Source organism: Litorimonas sp. (assembly GCA_029936425.1).
Classification (GTDB): Bacteria; Pseudomonadota; Alphaproteobacteria; order Caulobacterales; family Maricaulaceae; genus Litorimonas.
In genome coordinates this window covers 1-16,133 of the sequence record JAPYSU010000021.1, presented here as the reverse complement: position 1 = coordinate 16,133, position 16,133 = coordinate 1, and the positions used below count along the sequence as shown (strand labels likewise).

At 52.5% G+C, this 16,133-nt stretch carries 18 protein-coding genes and 1 pseudogene; 6 read left to right on the top strand and 13 right to left on the bottom strand.

From position 1 onward, the window contains the following. Nucleotides 1–80: 80 nt before the first annotated feature. The 3 genes from ACN0IC_RS13370 (at nt 81) to ACN0IC_RS13360 (ending at nt 3,290) form a co-directional block, all read left to right on the top strand. On the top strand, nt 81–1,055 hold the full coding sequence (locus ACN0IC_RS13370; RefSeq protein WP_416879283.1) for an ABC transporter ATP-binding protein: 975 nt from the start codon (nt 81–83) through the stop codon (nt 1,053–1,055). 2 nt (nt 1,056–1,057) lie between these two features. Next, nucleotides 1,058–2,533 carry an ABC transporter permease gene (locus ACN0IC_RS13365; protein ID WP_416879282.1) on the top strand — a complete coding sequence of 492 codons (1,476 nt, stop codon included), beginning with the start codon at nt 1,058–1,060 and terminating at the stop codon, nt 2,531–2,533. A gap of 67 nt (nt 2,534–2,600) precedes the next feature. Further along, nucleotides 2,601–3,290 (top strand): COQ9 family protein, encoded by a 690-nt coding sequence (locus tag ACN0IC_RS13360; protein ID WP_416879281.1) that lies wholly within the window; start codon nt 2,601–2,603, stop codon nt 3,288–3,290. Between the two features lie 15 nt (nt 3,291–3,305). Here ACN0IC_RS13360 and ACN0IC_RS13355 read toward each other — a convergent pair whose 3' ends face one another. Beyond that, the gene (locus ACN0IC_RS13355; RefSeq protein WP_416879280.1) at nt 3,306–4,379 is read right to left on the bottom strand and encodes a 5-(carboxyamino)imidazole ribonucleotide synthase; all 1,074 of its coding nucleotides are present in this window, start codon (nt 4,377–4,379) and stop codon (nt 3,306–3,308) included. Nucleotides 4,380–4,382: 3 nt separating this feature from the next. Beyond that, nucleotides 4,383–4,874, bottom strand: a complete 492-nt coding sequence (gene purE / locus ACN0IC_RS13350; protein ID WP_416879279.1) for a 5-(carboxyamino)imidazole ribonucleotide mutase — start codon at nt 4,872–4,874, stop codon at nt 4,383–4,385. Between the two features lie 173 nt (nt 4,875–5,047). On the opposite strand from purE, the gene ACN0IC_RS13345 reads away from it, so the two are divergent. Then, nucleotides 5,048–5,704 carry a GGDEF domain-containing protein gene (locus ACN0IC_RS13345; RefSeq protein ID WP_416879278.1) on the top strand — a complete coding sequence of 219 codons (657 nt, stop codon included), beginning with the start codon at nt 5,048–5,050 and terminating at the stop codon, nt 5,702–5,704. Here ACN0IC_RS13345 and ACN0IC_RS13340 read toward each other — a convergent pair. Beyond that, the gene (locus ACN0IC_RS13340) at nt 5,701–5,943 is read right to left on the bottom strand and encodes a YdcH family protein (protein ID WP_416879277.1); all 243 of its coding nucleotides are present in this window, start codon (nt 5,941–5,943) and stop codon (nt 5,701–5,703) included. The genes ACN0IC_RS13345 and ACN0IC_RS13340 overlap by 4 nt on opposite strands. 138 nt (nt 5,944–6,081) lie before the next feature. Between ACN0IC_RS13340 and ACN0IC_RS13335 the strand changes: the two genes are divergently transcribed. Beyond that, a complete protein-coding gene (locus tag ACN0IC_RS13335) occupies nt 6,082–6,255 on the top strand; it encodes a YdcH family protein (RefSeq protein WP_416879276.1) in 174 nt (57 codons plus the stop codon). A 64-nt stretch (nt 6,256–6,319) separates the two neighbouring features. Then, the gene (locus ACN0IC_RS13330) at nt 6,320–7,129 is read left to right on the top strand and encodes an SDR family NAD(P)-dependent oxidoreductase (protein WP_416879275.1); all 810 of its coding nucleotides are present in this window, start codon (nt 6,320–6,322) and stop codon (nt 7,127–7,129) included. Nucleotides 7,130–7,136: 7 nt separating this feature from the next. Here ACN0IC_RS13330 and ACN0IC_RS13325 read toward each other — a convergent pair whose 3' ends face one another. The 10 genes and pseudogenes from ACN0IC_RS13325 to ACN0IC_RS13280 all read right to left on the bottom strand — a co-directional run. Next, the gene (locus ACN0IC_RS13325) at nt 7,137–7,787 is read right to left on the bottom strand and encodes a DUF1523 family protein (protein WP_416879274.1); all 651 of its coding nucleotides are present in this window, start codon (nt 7,785–7,787) and stop codon (nt 7,137–7,139) included. A gap of 30 nt (nt 7,788–7,817) precedes the next feature. Then, a complete protein-coding gene (locus tag ACN0IC_RS13320) occupies nt 7,818–8,084 on the bottom strand; it encodes a hypothetical protein (protein ID WP_416879273.1) in 267 nt (88 codons plus the stop codon). 2 nt (nt 8,085–8,086) lie between these two features. Next, the gene (locus tag ACN0IC_RS13315; RefSeq protein WP_416879272.1) at nt 8,087–9,541 is read right to left on the bottom strand and encodes a DUF6638 family protein; all 1,455 of its coding nucleotides are present in this window, start codon (nt 9,539–9,541) and stop codon (nt 8,087–8,089) included. Beyond that, the gene (locus tag ACN0IC_RS13310; protein WP_416879271.1) at nt 9,538–9,936 is read right to left on the bottom strand and encodes a hypothetical protein; all 399 of its coding nucleotides are present in this window, start codon (nt 9,934–9,936) and stop codon (nt 9,538–9,540) included. The genes ACN0IC_RS13315 and ACN0IC_RS13310 overlap by 4 nt, the downstream gene beginning before the upstream one ends. Next, entirely contained in the window at nt 9,933–11,885 is a 1,953-nt protein-coding gene (locus ACN0IC_RS13305) for an ATP-binding protein (protein WP_416879270.1), read from the bottom strand. Before ACN0IC_RS13305 ends, ACN0IC_RS13310 begins: the two co-directional genes overlap by 4 nt. Before the next feature lie 8 nt (nt 11,886–11,893). Continuing rightward, nucleotides 11,894–12,991 carry a hypothetical protein gene (locus ACN0IC_RS13300; protein WP_416879314.1) on the bottom strand — a complete coding sequence of 366 codons (1,098 nt, stop codon included), beginning with the start codon at nt 12,989–12,991 and terminating at the stop codon, nt 11,894–11,896. Between the two features lie 40 nt (nt 12,992–13,031). Continuing rightward, on the bottom strand, nt 13,032–14,132 hold the full coding sequence (locus ACN0IC_RS13295; protein ID WP_416879269.1) for a hypothetical protein: 1,101 nt from the start codon (nt 14,130–14,132) through the stop codon (nt 13,032–13,034). 139 nt (nt 14,133–14,271) lie between these two features. Continuing rightward, nucleotides 14,272–14,826: a hypothetical protein gene (locus ACN0IC_RS13290; protein ID WP_416879268.1), complete on the bottom strand. Its 555-nt coding sequence runs from the start codon at nt 14,824–14,826 to the stop codon at nt 14,272–14,274. A 69-nt stretch (nt 14,827–14,895) separates the two neighbouring features. Further along, the gene (cmk, locus tag ACN0IC_RS13285) at nt 14,896–15,555 is read right to left on the bottom strand and encodes a (d)CMP kinase (protein WP_416879267.1); all 660 of its coding nucleotides are present in this window, start codon (nt 15,553–15,555) and stop codon (nt 14,896–14,898) included. Next, nucleotides 15,552–16,133 (bottom strand): annotated as a pseudogene (locus ACN0IC_RS13280) (3-phosphoshikimate 1-carboxyvinyltransferase); the annotation flags it as partial. The pseudogene ACN0IC_RS13280 and the gene cmk, both read right to left, overlap by 4 nt.

The following is a 16,133-nucleotide window of genomic DNA, read 5'->3' as shown; positions in this document are numbered from 1 at the left end:
AATACACCTCTTCTGAATATTTGGTTCCCGTTTTTGAAACTCACCTTGTCAGGACGATTTCAATAACGCTAAAGACCCCTATGTCCTCATCTCCGCTCTCCCTCCAAAATGTCTCCAAAAGCTTTGGCGGAAAATCCGCCGTCAGAGATGTCAGCTTCACTATAAAACGCGGCGAAGTGGTTGGATTTCTGGGCCCGAACGGAGCGGGGAAAACAACAACGATCCGTATGGCGCTCGGTCTTATCCCGCCCGATACAGGGGACGTGAAATTATTTAATGAAACGCCGGGCGAAAACGCCTTTGGGCGGATTGGATTTTTGCCCGAAGAACGCGGACTCTATAAGAAACAGACCGCCCGCGAAAGCATCGCCCATATGGCGCGCCTCAACGGTATCGGGAAAAAAGAAGCCTTTACTCTCGCCGATGACCTGCTGGATCGCTACGGCCTGTCAGAGGCCAAACGCAAGAAGAATAAAGACATGTCCAAGGGCATGGCTCAGAAGGTGCAGCTCCTCTCGGCGATCGCGCATGATCCGGAATTTTACATTCTGGACGAGCCGTTTTCCGGCCTCGATCCTGTCAATCAACGCGTGCTCGAAGGTATTGTCAGCGAGATCGCCGGACGCGGTAAAACGATTATTTTCTCGACTCATGTGATGGAACATGCCGAACGCCTCTGTGACCGGATTATCCTGATGGGCGGCGGGGAAGTTGTCTTTGACGGCTCCACCGAGGCCGCTCTGTCCAAAGCGCCGCGCCGAATGGTGATCGCCTCTGAAGACGACCGCCTTATGGACATTGTTCAGCCTTTTGCCAAAGACGTCGAAACCCGCCGTGACGGGGGATTGAATGTCATATTAAGAGATACCGCGCAGAGCCAGGCTGTACTGGAGCGCTGCGTCGCCGAAAAGATAAAACTCACTCAGTTTGAACCGAAACAGCCGACATTGCATGAAGCATTCGTTGAGCTGGTCGGGGACGATGTGCGTGCCTCTTTAGAGGCCGACATGGCAAAAGAGTTTTCTGAAAACAATCCTGATCAAGAGGAGGCGTAATCATGTCCGTTTTGCCTGCTGTTAATTTACGCCGCACTTTCCTCATCGCCCGTCGGGATTATCTGGGATATATCAAAACCTGGGGTTTTTGGATTTCCTTTCTCATGCCCTTTATTGGCATGGGATTCGGCATTGGCTTTGCCTCGCTAGATGTCGAACTCTCCCCGCCGCGATATGAAACGATTCTCGATGAAACGGGAGAATATGCCGACGGTATTTTGGCGCTACATGAACAAAAACAGAAAAGAAAAGTTGAACGCTTTATAGATGGTCTCGGCGCCGCGATTCTATCTGACGAGCAGGAAGCCGATATACGGGAAACTTTGGAGCAGGACGGCTCAGTCGCGGCCAAAGCCCGGATCGAGCGTGAAGTTCCGTCATTAGAAGGGCAGTTGAAGTCGCTCGACAGCAAGGTCAATTTTGTCGATCCCCCGGCGGACACTCTTGAGGATTCGCAGCCCTATTTAAAAGGTGAAAGTCTAATTCAAATAGACGGGAAACCCCGCTCTCTCGACGGACTTCTGTATATTTCACAAACTGAGGAAGGCCCGAAGGCGGAGTACTGGTCTAAAAATATTAATGCGTCCGATCTTAAAAATTTGACTGCGGACTACTTCAGGAATCAGGCAGAAGAGAATTACCTGGCAACGGGCAACTTGACTCGAGAAGGGTTGGCCGAAGCCAAGGAAACCCGAATGGAAGTGGAAAGCTTTGATCCCACTAAAGTTGCTGATGAGACGACTTCCCAGGCGGTCTCAGATGCCGACAAGGTGCCCTATTACGTGGCGGCAGGCCTCTCCGCCTTTCTCTGGCTGTCGGTCTTCTCCGGCGCTTATATGCTGCTGACGTCCATGCTGGAAGAGAAGCTGAACAAGCTTCTGGAAATGATGTTGGCGTCGACCCGCTTTTCCGAAATTATATTCGGCAAGCTATTGGGGGTTGCGGCCCTCACTCTCACGGCCATGGCGCCTTACCTCCTGCTCGCCCTTTTCGGGGGCACGGTCATTGCCTTGTCCGGGGATAGTGAAGTCGCACAGGCCTTGGCACAGAGTTTCACGCCGAAGCTCGTCATCTTCTTTTTCATCTTCCTTATCTTGGGATATATTTTCTACGGCGCGTGCTTTATTGCGCTTGGCGCGCTCAGCCAGTCCATGCAGGACGCCCAGACTATGACCACTCCGATCGTCATTGTGCTGACGCTCTGCGTTCTGGTCGTGCCATTGGGCCTTGCCACACCGGACAGTCCGCTATTGCGCCTGGCGAGCCTTTTCCCACTCTCGGCGCCCTTTGCCGTACTGATCCGTTTGCCGTCTGATCCCCCGCTCTGGGAGCTGATTTTATCTGCGGTGCTTCTCGGTTTGCTCTCACTCGGCGTTGTCTGGGCGGCGGGGCGCGTCTTCCGCTACGGCGTGCTGTCCGGTTCCGGCATGAACGCCATTACCGGTTGGTTCAAACGAAAGCTTTCGCGTCAAAGCTAAGCCGATTATCTGCGGCATAAAGCGGCGGAGAGGTGACAGGGCGGCGCGGCCATCCTATATAAAGCCTATGACCGAAACAGGCCCATCCCCGCGCGAACGCATTTTACAGGCGGCCCTGCCTATGGTCGCCTTTGAAGGCTGGACGGATAAAATGCTGCGCCAATCCATCAAAGCCGCCGACTTGCCAGAGGGCGCAGACGCTCTTTATTTCCCCGAAGGCGCGCTTGATTTACTGGCCTATTGGTCGGAGCAATTAAATATAAAAACAGAAGAAGCCATCTCCGCGATGGATATCGAAAACATGAAGATCCGGGACCGTGTGACGCAAGGCGTCGTGGCCAGATTGGAAACCATCCACCCTTTTGAAGAAGCGGCTCACCGCGCTTTGTCCCGCTTGGCTTTGCCTGACACGTTATTGGGCGGGCGTCTTAGCGGGCCTGGGCAGTTATGGGCGGCGGCGGACACCATCTGGCGGGCCATTGGCGATACCTCAACAGATGCAAATTATTATTCGAAGCGCACGATATTATCCGGCGTCATAGGGACGACCTTACCAGTCTGGCTTAATGATGATGACCCTGACAAGGGGAAAGCGCGAGAATTTCTGGACGCCCGAATTGCCAATGTCATGCAATTCGAGAAATTCAAATGGCAGGTTAAATCCAAAACCAAAGACTGGCCCAGCCTTGCGAGTGTATTAGGCTCCTTGCGTTATGGGGGTTTGCCGAAATTCAAACGCCGCAGACGTCGCGGCTAACCAGCGCAGATTTATTTAGGTTACAATGCGGTTCACGTGGCCCATCTTGCGGCCCGGTCTCGCTTCTTTTTTACCGTATAAATGCAGGAAGGCAGTGTCTTCTCGGGCGAGGGCTTTCCAGTCATTGGCGTCTTCGCCGATGAGATTGGTCATCACCACGCCATGTTTTGGAATCGGATTACCAAGTGGCCAGCCCGCAACGGCGCGGATATGCTGCTCGAACTGGTCCGTGCACCCCCCGTCCTGCGTCCAGTGACCGGAATTATGAACGCGCGGCGCGATTTCATTGACCAGGAAGCTCCCGTCCTCAAGTTCGAAAAATTCAGTCGCCATCACCCCGACATAATCCAGAGCGTCCATAATATTCAATGCCAGGTCTCTCGCCTTGCCCGTATCCCGTTCGGCGGGCGCGGTACTGGTATGCAGAATATGATTTTTATGAACGTTTTCGACGAGGGGATAAGCTGCGGTCTGCCCGTCTGCGCCTCTTGCGCAAACAATGGAGACTTCCCGCGTGAAGGGAATGAACGCTTCGGCAATGACCGATTGACCGCCAAGTTTTTCCCAAGCGGCTTTTATGTCGGATTCGCTTCGGATGATGGCCTGACCTTTCCCGTCATAGCCAAATCGGCGGGTTTTCAGAACGCAGGTCCCGCCCAAACGTTTTAAAGCTCTCTTGAGATCGAATTCGCTTTCCAAAGCCTCAAAAGGGGCGACGGGGACGCCGGCCTCTTTTGAAATAAACTCTTTTTCAGTCAGGCGGTCTTGGGCGACGGTCAAGCAAAAGGCGCTAGGGGCGAGCGGTTTGCGCTGCGCGGCGGCCATCGCCGTCTGGGCCGGAATATTTTCGAATTCATAGGTGAGGGCGTCGCAGCTTTCGGCAAAGGCATTCACGGCCTCAAGATCATCATATTCTGCCTGCGTGTAAGTCTGGGCGACCTGCGCGGCAGGACTATCCGCCCCTGTGGGCGCGTAAATATGGGTTTTCAGGCCAAGACGCGCTGCGGCCAAAGTCAGCATGCGGCCCAGCTGACCGCTTCCAAATATCCCGATGGTTGAACCGGGCGAAAGGGGAGCGCCTATACTCATAGTCTAGCCTTTAGGGTTGTGAGCCACAGACTCTGTTTGATTTGCCCGCCAGTCATTCAGCCGTTTCGCAATCGCCTCATCTGATAGGGCGAGTATGGCCGCGGCCAGCAACGCCGCATTCTTGGCTCCGGATTTGCCAATGGCCAATGTGCCGACAGGGACGCCGCCGGGCATTTGGGCGATGGAGAGCAGGCTATCCATTCCGGAGAGGGCTTTGCTTTCTACGGGAACGCCGAGAACGGGAAGGGGCGTCATAGACGCAGCCATCCCCGGCAAATGCGCCGCGCCGCCGGCCCCGGCGATAATAACTTTATAACCTGCTTCGGCGGCTCCGGAGGCGAAATCATAAAGCCGGCCGGGGGTTCTATGAGCAGATATCACTTTCGCCTCATAAGCAATGCCGAGCCCGTCAAGAATATGGGCGGAGTGTTCCATGGTCGGCCAATCGGACGTCGAGCCCATAATGATGGCGATAGGAGCAGATTTAGAGGTCATGTCTGTGCAGTCCCAAAAATAGTGACGGGAAAGCGATATCTTCTAGAGGATGGGCCCAAAGAATCCAACCGCCATTTTAGTCCTGTTTACGTTTCCTTTAGACCGCCTCTTTTCCGTTTCTTAACTCTGGAGCGCTAGACAGGGTGGAATATTAGTTTCCGGGGACTTTCAATATGCCGCTTAGCCGCGTTTCCAACGCTTTGACCGTTGCCAGCTTTCGCGAGATTGATCGGCCGGGCGTGACAGATATGAAACTCAGCCAAGACAACCTGTCTCTACAATCCGAAATAGTTCGGTTGCGCGCCCGCATATTGGAGTTGGAACGCGCTGCGGATACAGATCCTCTTGTGCCTGTTTTTAATCGCCGGGCCTTTATGCGCGAAGTTGCGCGGGCGCAAACGGTTATGGAACGTTATGATATGGTGAGCTCCCTCATTTTCTTTGACCTGAACGGGTTTAAAGCCATCAATGACGCGCACGGTCATACGGTCGGGGATAATTTGCTAAAAGCGGTTGGTGATGTCTTGGTTAATGGCGTGAGGCAATGCGATATGGTGGCCCGTCTCGGGGGCGATGAATTTGGCGTTCTTCTATTTAAATCTTCCCCCGACATTGCCCAGGCCAAGGCGGCAGCCCTCTCCTGCAGAATGCGGGAAAAACGGATTTCCGCCGGTAGCGGATCTGTGAGCACCTCTGCCTCCTGGGGAGTCGCGCCGTGCAGGCCGGGGTGCCGGGCGGAAGAAATTCTCCATCAAGCCGACCAAGCCATGTATCAGGCGAAACGCGGCATGTCCGAACGATTGGAAATGGGTCACCTCAAAATCGTCTAGGCAATAATGTCCGGCGTCAGCTGATTTTCCAGATAGACAATCTGATCTTTCATCGACAGTTTTATCTTTTTCATCCGGCGGAGCTTGAGCATATCGGCGACGCCGTTTTCGGAGAGTGCCTTTATCTCGTCATCTATGCGCCGGTGCTCTGACCGTAATCTTTCAAGCAGAGCTAGAAGCTCAGATTGAGTTGGCTCTGAGGTTTCATCATTATTGGCATCTGGCGTCTCGTTTGACATCAGGGTTTAATAAAGCGTCCGGCGCAAAGGGGCAAGCTGAACAGGGTTTAATCTCAGAATTTGAATTGGAATAAGACTCGGGAAAGTTTTTGTGCTATAAGAAAATGGCTAAGTCTCACCAAACTCAAGGAGATGTGAATGGCATTATCAGCGCATTTGACCCAACTTAATTCGAAACACGCCTCTCTGGAGCAGAAAATTCAGGAAGAAATGCGAAGTCCCATGCCTGATCATTTGCGAATATCGCAGCTCAAGAAGCAAAAACTCCAAATAAAAGACGAGATTTCCGAAAAACAGGTTCTAGTCTCTTAAATCTCAAAATATAGCTGTTATACAAGCTCACCCTGTCGGGGTGAGCTTTTTTATTGGAGAGATTATGTCGGAACAGGTATTTATCGTGACGGGCGCCGCGCGCGGCATTGGTTTTGCCTGCGCCCAGAGACTGGTTCAGGACGGTCACCGCGTTGTTCTGGCCGATATGGATACGGATCAGGGCTATCGCGCCGGCGAAGAACTGGCCGAAGGGACAGATCGAGCCGTTTTTGTCGAATGCGACGTTTCTGATAAATTACAGGTTCACAATCTGATCGCCGAAACCATCGGAGCTTTCGGGCGGATTGACGGTCTGGTCAATAATGCCGGTATCGCCGTCAAAGGCGGGGCGCTGGATATGAGCGTGGAAGATTTTGACCGGAATCTGGCCGTAAATTTACGCGGCGCGTTTCTGGTGTCCAAAGCCGTCGCCAAACATATGGTCAGAGAAATTGAGGATCGCGATGACCGTTCCCATTTGTCTGACCGGCCCTATGCCATCGTTAATATGTCTTCGATCAATGATACGGTCGCCATCCCGGATTATATTGCCTATACCGTGTCCAAAGGCGGCTTGCTTCAGATGACAAAGGCCATGGCGCTGGAACTTGCGCCCTATGGCATTCGTGTCAACGCTATCGGGCCGGGATCGGTCAAGACCGATATGCTGGACGGCGTCGTTGGGGATGAAGACGCGATGGGGAAAATTGCCGCGAGGACACCTTTAGGCCGAGTGGCCCTCCCGGATGAGGTCGCAAGTGTGGCGTCTTTCCTCTTGTCGGAAGACGCCAGCTATATCACCGGGCAATGTATCTATGTCGATGGCGGCCGGCTGGCGCTGAATTATACAATGGAAAAAAAGACTTCGACATAGACCTTATTTATTTCCTCGGCTTGGTCGTTCCGAAAACTTTTCGCCAGGCCCGACCCATGGCAGAGCCGCGTTTGGAAATGGCCTCGCCGGCTTCGTCAAACTCTTCCCCAATCCTGTCTGTAATCGGATCGACATTCTTGGTCTTCCAGCGATTTATCAGGCGGAGAATCCAAAATACGAAAAATGCCACCAATCCTAAAAAGACGATATTAAACCAGGGGATAAGGAGCGCGTCCGGTCCGCTGACTTTTTTGATGGAGGTCGCATTCGGAAAAATTGAGAACAGCTTTATCCGCCAGCCATAATGGCGAACCGCCACCCATTGGTCTTTGTCTCTGGCGAGATTGGCGGCATTGCCGGACACATCGCTGCTGTCGAATTTGAAATAGGGCGGAAAAGACCAGCCCGTATCTTCGTTCCGGTAGGTCATGGATTTTCCGTTTTTCTTGACCGTATAGATAAAACGAACGTCGCGCGTCATTTGTGTATTGGTGCCGACATCGGGCCTGTCCCAGAAAGGGGAGACATCGGAAATATCCATGCGTTTCACATCCGTATCGACAATCTGAACAATGTCCCGATCCGGCAGGTAATAATGCGCCAAAGTGGCGACAAGGATGAAAGCCAAAAAGGCAAAGACCCACTTTACTGCTTTCATAATAGTCTCCCGATTTTAACTGACTCGAAATTATCCATATTGCGCCAGCCAAATGAGAAGGCACGCGAGCGCAAGGGGAATGAAGTAAACGCCCAGCAACATTTTGGGCTGAAGCGATCGATTATATTTGCGCAGGCCGCGCTCGACAAAATCTTGCTGGCTCTCGACGTCGCTTTGTTTGTGATATTCACTGCGCAGTCTCTGCCGCTGCCGCAGATTGGCCGTGACACTCAAAACGGCATAGACCGCGCTGAGAATGGCGAAAATAATGACGATATTTCTTATCCAGCCAACCACGCTTAATCCCTCTTATTCTTTTTTGACTTCCGGAAATTTTTCTTGCGGTAATCCTTATAAAGTTCGCGGAAATCCTCTTCTTTTTCATTATGGGGTTTGAGTTTGTACAGGCCGTCTTTCACTTCCGCTTTGCCCCAGGGATTTGTAAATTCCGTCTTTGATTTTGATTCCGGCTCTGGCTCTTCCATAGCGGGCTCATCGCCGAACAAAGCTTCCCGCGCGCCGACTTTATCCATAGCATATTCCTGCGCCAGAAAGTCCGAGACATATTCCTTTTTCGAGTCCGACCACCCGCGATAGGCGTCATAGAAAAGAGGCTTGTGGCAGATAAAGAGCTGCCGGAAATCAAGGCGCGACAGATCGGATAAAAGCATATTGACCAGATCCCGATCCTTATGTTGACTGGACCGCAGGCAGTAGAAAAAGGCCGGATGATCGGGGCCGAGCTTTGGCGCGCGTCCGCCATGACTGGTCCAGCGCCAGACATCCATCAGCCCGTGAAACTCCTCCGGCATATTTTCGCCGTAACGGCGCTCTAACTGGCGAATATTCTGCCGCGTTAACCCGCTCAGATCCTGCCCCTGTTCGGCGGCCACGGTCAGTGTGATGAAGTCGATCTTCTGTTTGATGATCGCGGCTGTCGAATGATTGGGTTTTTGTACAATCAGTTCGGATAAATCCTCATCGCGGAGGAAATCGGCAATCGCCTCCCGGTCTTCAAAAGTCAGGATTTGCTCGATGCTCAAATCCTCCAGACCCTCTATCTTTTCCCGCGCAATAACCGTCGGGGTGTCTGCGTCGCGGAAAATATATATACCGCCGAAATGACCGGTATAGTAATTCCCTTGAATATAGACCTTGTTTTCCAGAGTAACTGGATTTCGGTGAATATTTCCCGTCCGCTTGGCCAGCTCTATCATTTGCGCAATTAAGACATCATCCCACCAGGCGTCGTCTTCGGACATGAACCGGTCGATCTGTTCAGACAGTTGATGGGCTTCTGCCACATGTTCCTGAATGGTGTCGGCCTCGATCTCGACCCGATTGATATTTAGCAGGTCAGCGGGCGAGGACATATGAAAGACGGAATTCATCAACTCCCCGGTCACGGCCTCGCGCGCGGTCAGAGCGAAAAGCTGATTTTCATTTTCCTCTATATAGCGCCGCAGGATAGAGCGGGAGGTCGAAAACTGGGAACCGAGCAAGGGCGCTTTCATCTGCTCCGTGCTGAGCAGGATGAACATCTGATTACATCCTTTGGGATTCAGATAAAGCGTATCGCCAAACTCATCCCCGATTTCGGGCGAATAGCCGACCATATCAATATGAAATTCCGTTAGCGTCGTCTCGCGGTCAATGAGGTGTTTTAAGGCGCGGTTATAACGCTCCACCAGAACCGGCGAGCTGACCTTGATAAGGTTGCCAAACATCAAGCCTTTTTTGACGAGACGCATCATGATGATACCTCATCGGGGTTATATCTTACCAAAACCTCATCGCATTTAGCGAGAACGCGGCCCCATTCGCCTTCTAGTTCTACTTGCTCATTTTGTTTGACGAATAAGTAGATATTTCCCAAATCCTTTTCTCCGTTAGCATCAATAGACGGTTCAGCACCCGATAAATGAAGAGTCTTAGCGGCGCACCCAGATAAGATTAATCGTCCCCTCTTGTAGCAATATTGTTCGCCCTTTTTGGGTTTGTTATAAAATTTATGATTTTCCGTCAGCACAAACTCCATCTCAAAAGAGATAGATTTTTCAATATCATGTATTTCAAGAACCCATGAATCTTCTAAGTAGATATTTTTCAGCGCATCAAATGCTTCGTAGTATGGGGTTTTGGAAGTCACCCCTTCTCCCCCAAATACCGCTTCTTCGCTTCTTCCTGCCGCCCATAGTCCCGCACCATATTCTCAATCGCGATTTCATCTGACTTATCGGCGTAGCGGAATTCTGAATCGGCGTAGCGGTTGATTTCCTGAATGACCATCTCGACCGTGATCGGTTGGGAGAGGTCGGCGATCATTTTTTTCTTGGTGTCATAATCTTTGGTCAGGAAGAGATCGGGTTTTTCCATCCATTCATCGGGGAGTTCGAAATCCATGGCGCGGACTTTGACCGCGTCGGTGATGTTTTTAATCGCGCGTCCGGTGAAGCGGGAATCCGCTTCCTGAATGCCCTTTAAATAGGTGCCGAGCTTGGCAATGGTGTCGAGCTTGCCAATGTCTTTGGAGACTTTGTCATAGACCTCAATCAGGCCGTCTTCTTTCGGACGGGCATAGCTGTCATAGCTCGCGGCGACGGCTTTTTTAATTTGCTGCGCAGCGAAGAGGTCATGTTTGCCGACAGGGATGTCGTGGTTCTTGCCCATTAAGAGATGCAGAATGTCGATATAGTCCTCTCGCGTTTGCGGCCCGTCCACCAGGAACCTCGCGCCCGCGCGTTGGCGCAGGGCGTCATCCACATTTTCAGGATAGTTGGAGAACATGCCAAAGGTGCAATTGCCGCGCACCACCGTATTTGCGCCTGCAAAGCTTTCCATCAACACGGCGGTGATTTCGAGCTGTCCCGCAGAGGACTGGCGGTCGCCGCGTTTCCCGGCGAGCTGGTCAATATCGTCTATCGTGCCAAAGCCGATGACATTGGGGTCAATCACATTATTGATAAAGGCCTTGGCGTTTTGCGCGGATTTCCCCTGATAGCTGTCGATCGAGTCGGTGGACAGGTTCTGATAGCGGAAGGCATAGCCTGCATTGGCACAATATTCGGAAATGAGACCTGCCATCATCTGGATGAGGGTGGTTTTCCCCGTTCCCGGCGCGCCGTCGCCCATAAAGGTAAATATAAACCCGCCGAGCTCGGCAAAGGGATTTAATTTCCGCTCGAAATCATACGCCATGAGCATTTTGGACAGCTTCATCGCCTGATATTTTGCAATATGGTTGCCGACCACCTCATGCGGTTTTTTAAACGTCATGGTCAGCTTGGAGCTTTGCGCGCGGGCAAAAGGCGTAAAGCCGTTAATGTCGAAATCATCCTCCTCGACGCGGTAGCTGACAGAGGTAAAAGGTTTCAGGCGCGGCAGGTTTGCAGCGCGCAGGGCAACCTTGTCCATCAGCTTTTCAAGAAACGCCGTGACAACGGGCAGGAGCTTGTCCTCACTGTCCGCAAACAGCGCAATGTCCTGATCCAGCTCCCACAATGCGCCGGTCAGGGCGAGCTGCGCATTATCCGTCAAGACTTCTTCGACGTCCCCGATTTCGACAGTCAGATCCGAGCCGTCCGCATGGGCCGAAGCAAGGAGGAAGCTCGCCATATTGGCAAAGACATGCAGGCTGATAACGGCGGAGGCGGCGAGGCCTTCGCTGAAGTCTGCCTGTTTGCCGGAGGAAAGCTTACCTTCGAGATTGTCCTTCATGAGAGCAGAGAGACCCGTCTGCTCGGCATATTGATCCGAGACGAGCAAACCTGTCGCGAGAGCGCGGCGCAAGGCCTGGAGGATATGCGCCTGACGCGGGCTGACCAGATTGTCTCCGTCATCTGCCTCTTCGATACGGGCGATGAGGTGAACGCCTTCGGGCCGGGCTGTGGACTGGGTGACAAGACCGGGGGTCGTGGAGCGGAACCGTCGGCGCGTGCCGATACCGGGGGAGCGTTCCTTGGCGCCGGAGGATTTGACGGTCTGCTTTTTGGCGAGGCGGGGCGTATGGTCAAAGCCATTTAAAAGCTGCTCTGCCGCCGCGTATTTTTCGCGGATAAGCTCTTCTTTTAATTCCATCAAATTTCCGGAGTCAGACATTCGGGGTCCTAGCTATAACTTAAAATCTTGGTGTTCTCGCCCACGACATATTTGCGCGTGCCGTCAAAGGCTGAAGAGGCGCGTTCTTCCAGAACCTGAAAGGCCCGGTGGGGTAAAATAACGGCGCGCTGCGTTTGGGTGGTTCCGCTTTCGGCGCCGCCGCTGAATTTATCGAGCTTGTAAACCTGCCGCACCGCCGAGCGGAACAGCCCGGTCTTTTCCTTGACCGTATCCTCGGACAGGAGCGATTCCACCGTCCAGGCAAGCGCCCAGTCACTTTCCTCTGCCTGGCTTGCATCGGCCAGAATATCGCGTAGCGGGCCATGCTGCTCGGTATAGGCGTGGCTATACATCGGGCCGAGATGGAAGCGCCGCAGTAATTTCGGATGCAGCGTATCGAAATCGGAATCAAACCCTTTGGCAATCGTCAGGAGTTTCAAACTGGAGACCGCCTGCGCCATGAGGTGGCTCTGCGCGCGGGGCCAGCGGCGTTCATCATGGGGGAGGGCGCGAGAGGCCGTATCTTCCAGCTCCATCAGGTAAATGGCCGGCAGATTGGTCTGACTGTCATAGGCGGCCCAGTGAACAAGATAGTGGCGGTGGCCGCTATTCATGTCTTTACCCACCCAAACGATTTGCGGGTGGTTTTGGGTCAGGAACAAGGTCTCTTCCGCCAGATATTCATAATAGACGCGCTGGCTCATCGCATATTGAAGCTGCGTCGGAGAGGAGCGCTCTGTCAGGATATGCTGAATCATATCCTTTTTCAGCCGGGTCTGGCTCGGCAGGGATTTCAGATGTTTTTCCGCCTGGGTCGCGTCAGACGCCATTTGCAAGAGTTCGGAAAAGATCGGAAACCCGCTTTCGGTTTTATCAATGCTTATGCCGGGGGTTTCCATGCCGCTGACGCGGTGGGCCATCAGGAATTTATAGGACAGAGCGGTAAAACTGTGGGTCAGAGACTTTAGATAGCTCTGCAGGATTTTGGCCTCTGCAGTCGTAATCAGCTTTTCCTGATTGGAAAGCGCCGCCACATTAGAGAGGTGGCCCATAATGCGCTCAAATTTCGCGAAATAGCGCCGGGTCGCCCGGGCGCTATCGAGCATTTTATGATCGAATTGCAGGTCTTGAACGACTGACACTTATCTACTGACCGCCTGCTGAAAGATCATCCCGGCCATAGGCATTGGCGTCGTGCTTCTCGACAATTTTTTCAAACCGCCGGGCAAACCGTTCGTCCGCCTTGGCTTTTTCTTCGAGCACTTTGCGGGCAAAGACGATATGGTCTTCATGCGCTTCCATCATTTCAGCCATCTTATTATTGGTAGCTGCGCCAATGGCCGACATGGCAACTTGTGCTTCTTTATCCGTGGCCACCCCAATTTCGTTGATTTTATGCGCGACGTCTTGTTGTTGCGCCGTTTTCAGGGATTTCGACAAGGCATCATAAAGAATGACGCGCTGTTTGGTGTCGGTTTGCAGCTTGTTGATGAGCACCATTTGCGTGGCCGCCTGATTTTGCAGGCTGTCCACCCAGGTTTTTCCTTTTTCAATATACCGCTCAAGAGTTTGGGACTCAGCCAGTTTGACCTGTTCCTGCTGGGCAAGATCATTGTAATTGGCGTTTACGGCGGCCAGCTCGCTTTCAAGCTGTGCGCGCTTCTTGGCGTCCTGCTCGACGGAGAGTTTATTCTCCAGCTCAATAATCTTTGGATCCATTGAGAGAAGCTCGGCCTTGATGTTTTCCAGCGCCGTCACGGCGGCTTCGCGGTTCGTTAGCGTCGTGCCGAGATTGGCCTGCACTTGTTCCTTGTGCATGTTCAGCTGATTAAGCTGATCCTGCAGCATGGTCTGAATGGTGTTGGATTTGGAAATAAGATCCTGCAGCTTATCTTCGATAGAGGCGGTTCTGATCCGCTCCGACCGGAGGGACTCAGCCCGCTGCTTGGAAAAGATACCGACGAATTTTTCCCATCCGGTTCTGTCCCGCATGGCATCGAAATCTTTGGAAAATCCGGAGGTGACGTCGTCAAGACCCAGAATAAGCTCGGCGATATTGGCGTTCATCGTATCCGCATGGGCGTGGACATCGTCCAAAGACGCATTTTCGATATCAATCGTGATATCGGAGCCCATTTCCATTTTCTTTCGGGCCCCTTCTATTTTTGAAGATAGCTCGCTGATTTTAGCTTGGGCTTCTGCGACTTCTTTTTTGGATTGCTCCATTTGGGTCTCGAAGTTGGACATCGTCTCCCCTTTCCTTGTGACTGTTCTGTCCTTTAGACATAGGTGGAAAATCAGGATTTACAATCTAAAAAGAGTCGAAAAATCCTCGGCCTTATGGGGGATGTCGTCGATTTCCCGTGGAATCACACGGGAAAAGTAATTACGAAAAAAATGCGAGAAAAACAAAAATAAGACTGCCGATCACGACTGCAATAGAGGTCTGGCGGCGATAGGCCTTGGCCAAAAACCCGACGAGAATGCCTCCAAACACAACGCCAATCAGGCCAAGAGCGACAAGTTTTTGATAAAATTTGAACCAGGACGGTCCGTGACCTTTGTGCAGCTCCATTAATGTGCCTTGGAAGTCGGGCACTTTACGGATTGCGGTCAGACCATCATCTGTTTGGCGAAATTCCAAATGGGGGCGAGAGGTCGGGCGAAGCTGGATCACCGTGCCGCGGTTTCGGATATATTCAAATTTTTGATTTATCTCTGCCGCGTTCAAGAGCTCGCGTACATCCGTTTCCAGAGTTGGACTTTCAAAATCTAGCGCGGCGCCGACAGGTAAAGAGACGGGCTCGGATTTAAAGTCTCCGCCGTTCCCCAAAAGATATAACCCGCCTGAAATGGCCACCAGTAAAAACGCAGGCGCAAGTAATCCGGCCAACCAAAGATGAGCCAGGATAAACAGACGTCGGATTTTCGGATTTGTCATGGGGAGCCTTAATTAAGAACGATTCTTAACTGGGCCCTAGCATAGTTATTTGAGATATAACAAGAAGAATCAGGCTTCAAACTTACCCGCCATAACGGCGTCAATAATGCGGCAAGCTCCTTTGAAGGCCTCCTCAATCGACAAGTGCGAACTATCAAGATAATGCGCGTCATCAGCAGGTTTCAGGGGGGCGTCCTGACGGCCCATATCCCGTGCGTCCCGTTCTTTTAACTGGGCCAGAACGGCTTCGAAACTGATTTCCTCGCCATAGCCGACCAACTCCTTGTGGCGGCGCTCCGCTCGTATTTCGGGTTTGGCGTCAACATAGAGTTTTACATCCGCGTTCGGGCATATGACTGTACCTATATCGCGCCCGTCCAGAACGGCGCCTTTGGCGGCAAAATCACGCTGCAAATCCAGAAGCGCTGCCCGGACTTCAGGGTGAACGGCGACTTTTGACGCCGCGGCGCCAATAGGGCCTGATTTAAGAGAAGGGTCGGAGAGTTTTTCATCCAACGCTACATTCTCTAGTGTTTTAGCGGCTTTGGCGGCGTCTGCTGGATTATCAGGATCGCCGCCGGCGTCGAGCGTGGCTTTCGCTGTCGCCCGATAGAGCTTGCCCGTATCCATATAATCGAGGCCGTAATGGGCGGCCAGACGTTTGGCGAGCGTGCCTTTTCCAGACGCAAATGTTCCGTCAATGGCAATTGTGTTGGGCCGTTCCGTCATCTTTCGATGTTTGCCCCAAGGGAGGTCATCAAGTCAAAGAAAGTCGGGAAACTTGTCGCAATCATGGAGGCGTCGTCAATCTTGACTGGATTTTGGCAGGCTAGGCCCAGAACCAGAGCGCTCATGGCGATCCTGTGGTCATGATGTGTTGTCACAGTGCCGCCTCCGAGAGGCGGCTTTCCTTCGCCTCCCGTGACGGTCATTCCGTCCTGAGTTTCGTGTACTGTGACGCCGTTTGCCGTAAGGAGGGCCGCCGTGGCGGCGATACGGTCGCTTTCCTTGACCCGCAATTCGCCGATCCCGTTCATGATCGTTTTTCCGGTTGCGAAAGCGGCGGCAATGGCCAGAACGGGGTATTCATCAATCATGGAGGCCGCGCGATCTTCCGGGACGGTCACGCCGATCAGTTTCGAATGTTTGACATGAATGTCGGCAATCGTTTCGCCGCCGGACTTACGAAAGTTATCTCCCCGCAAAAACGCGCCCATATCGTTTAATGTTTCAAACAATCCTGTGCGGGTCGGGTTCATCATAACGTTCTCGACGATGATATCTGAACCGGGTGTAATGAGCGCGGC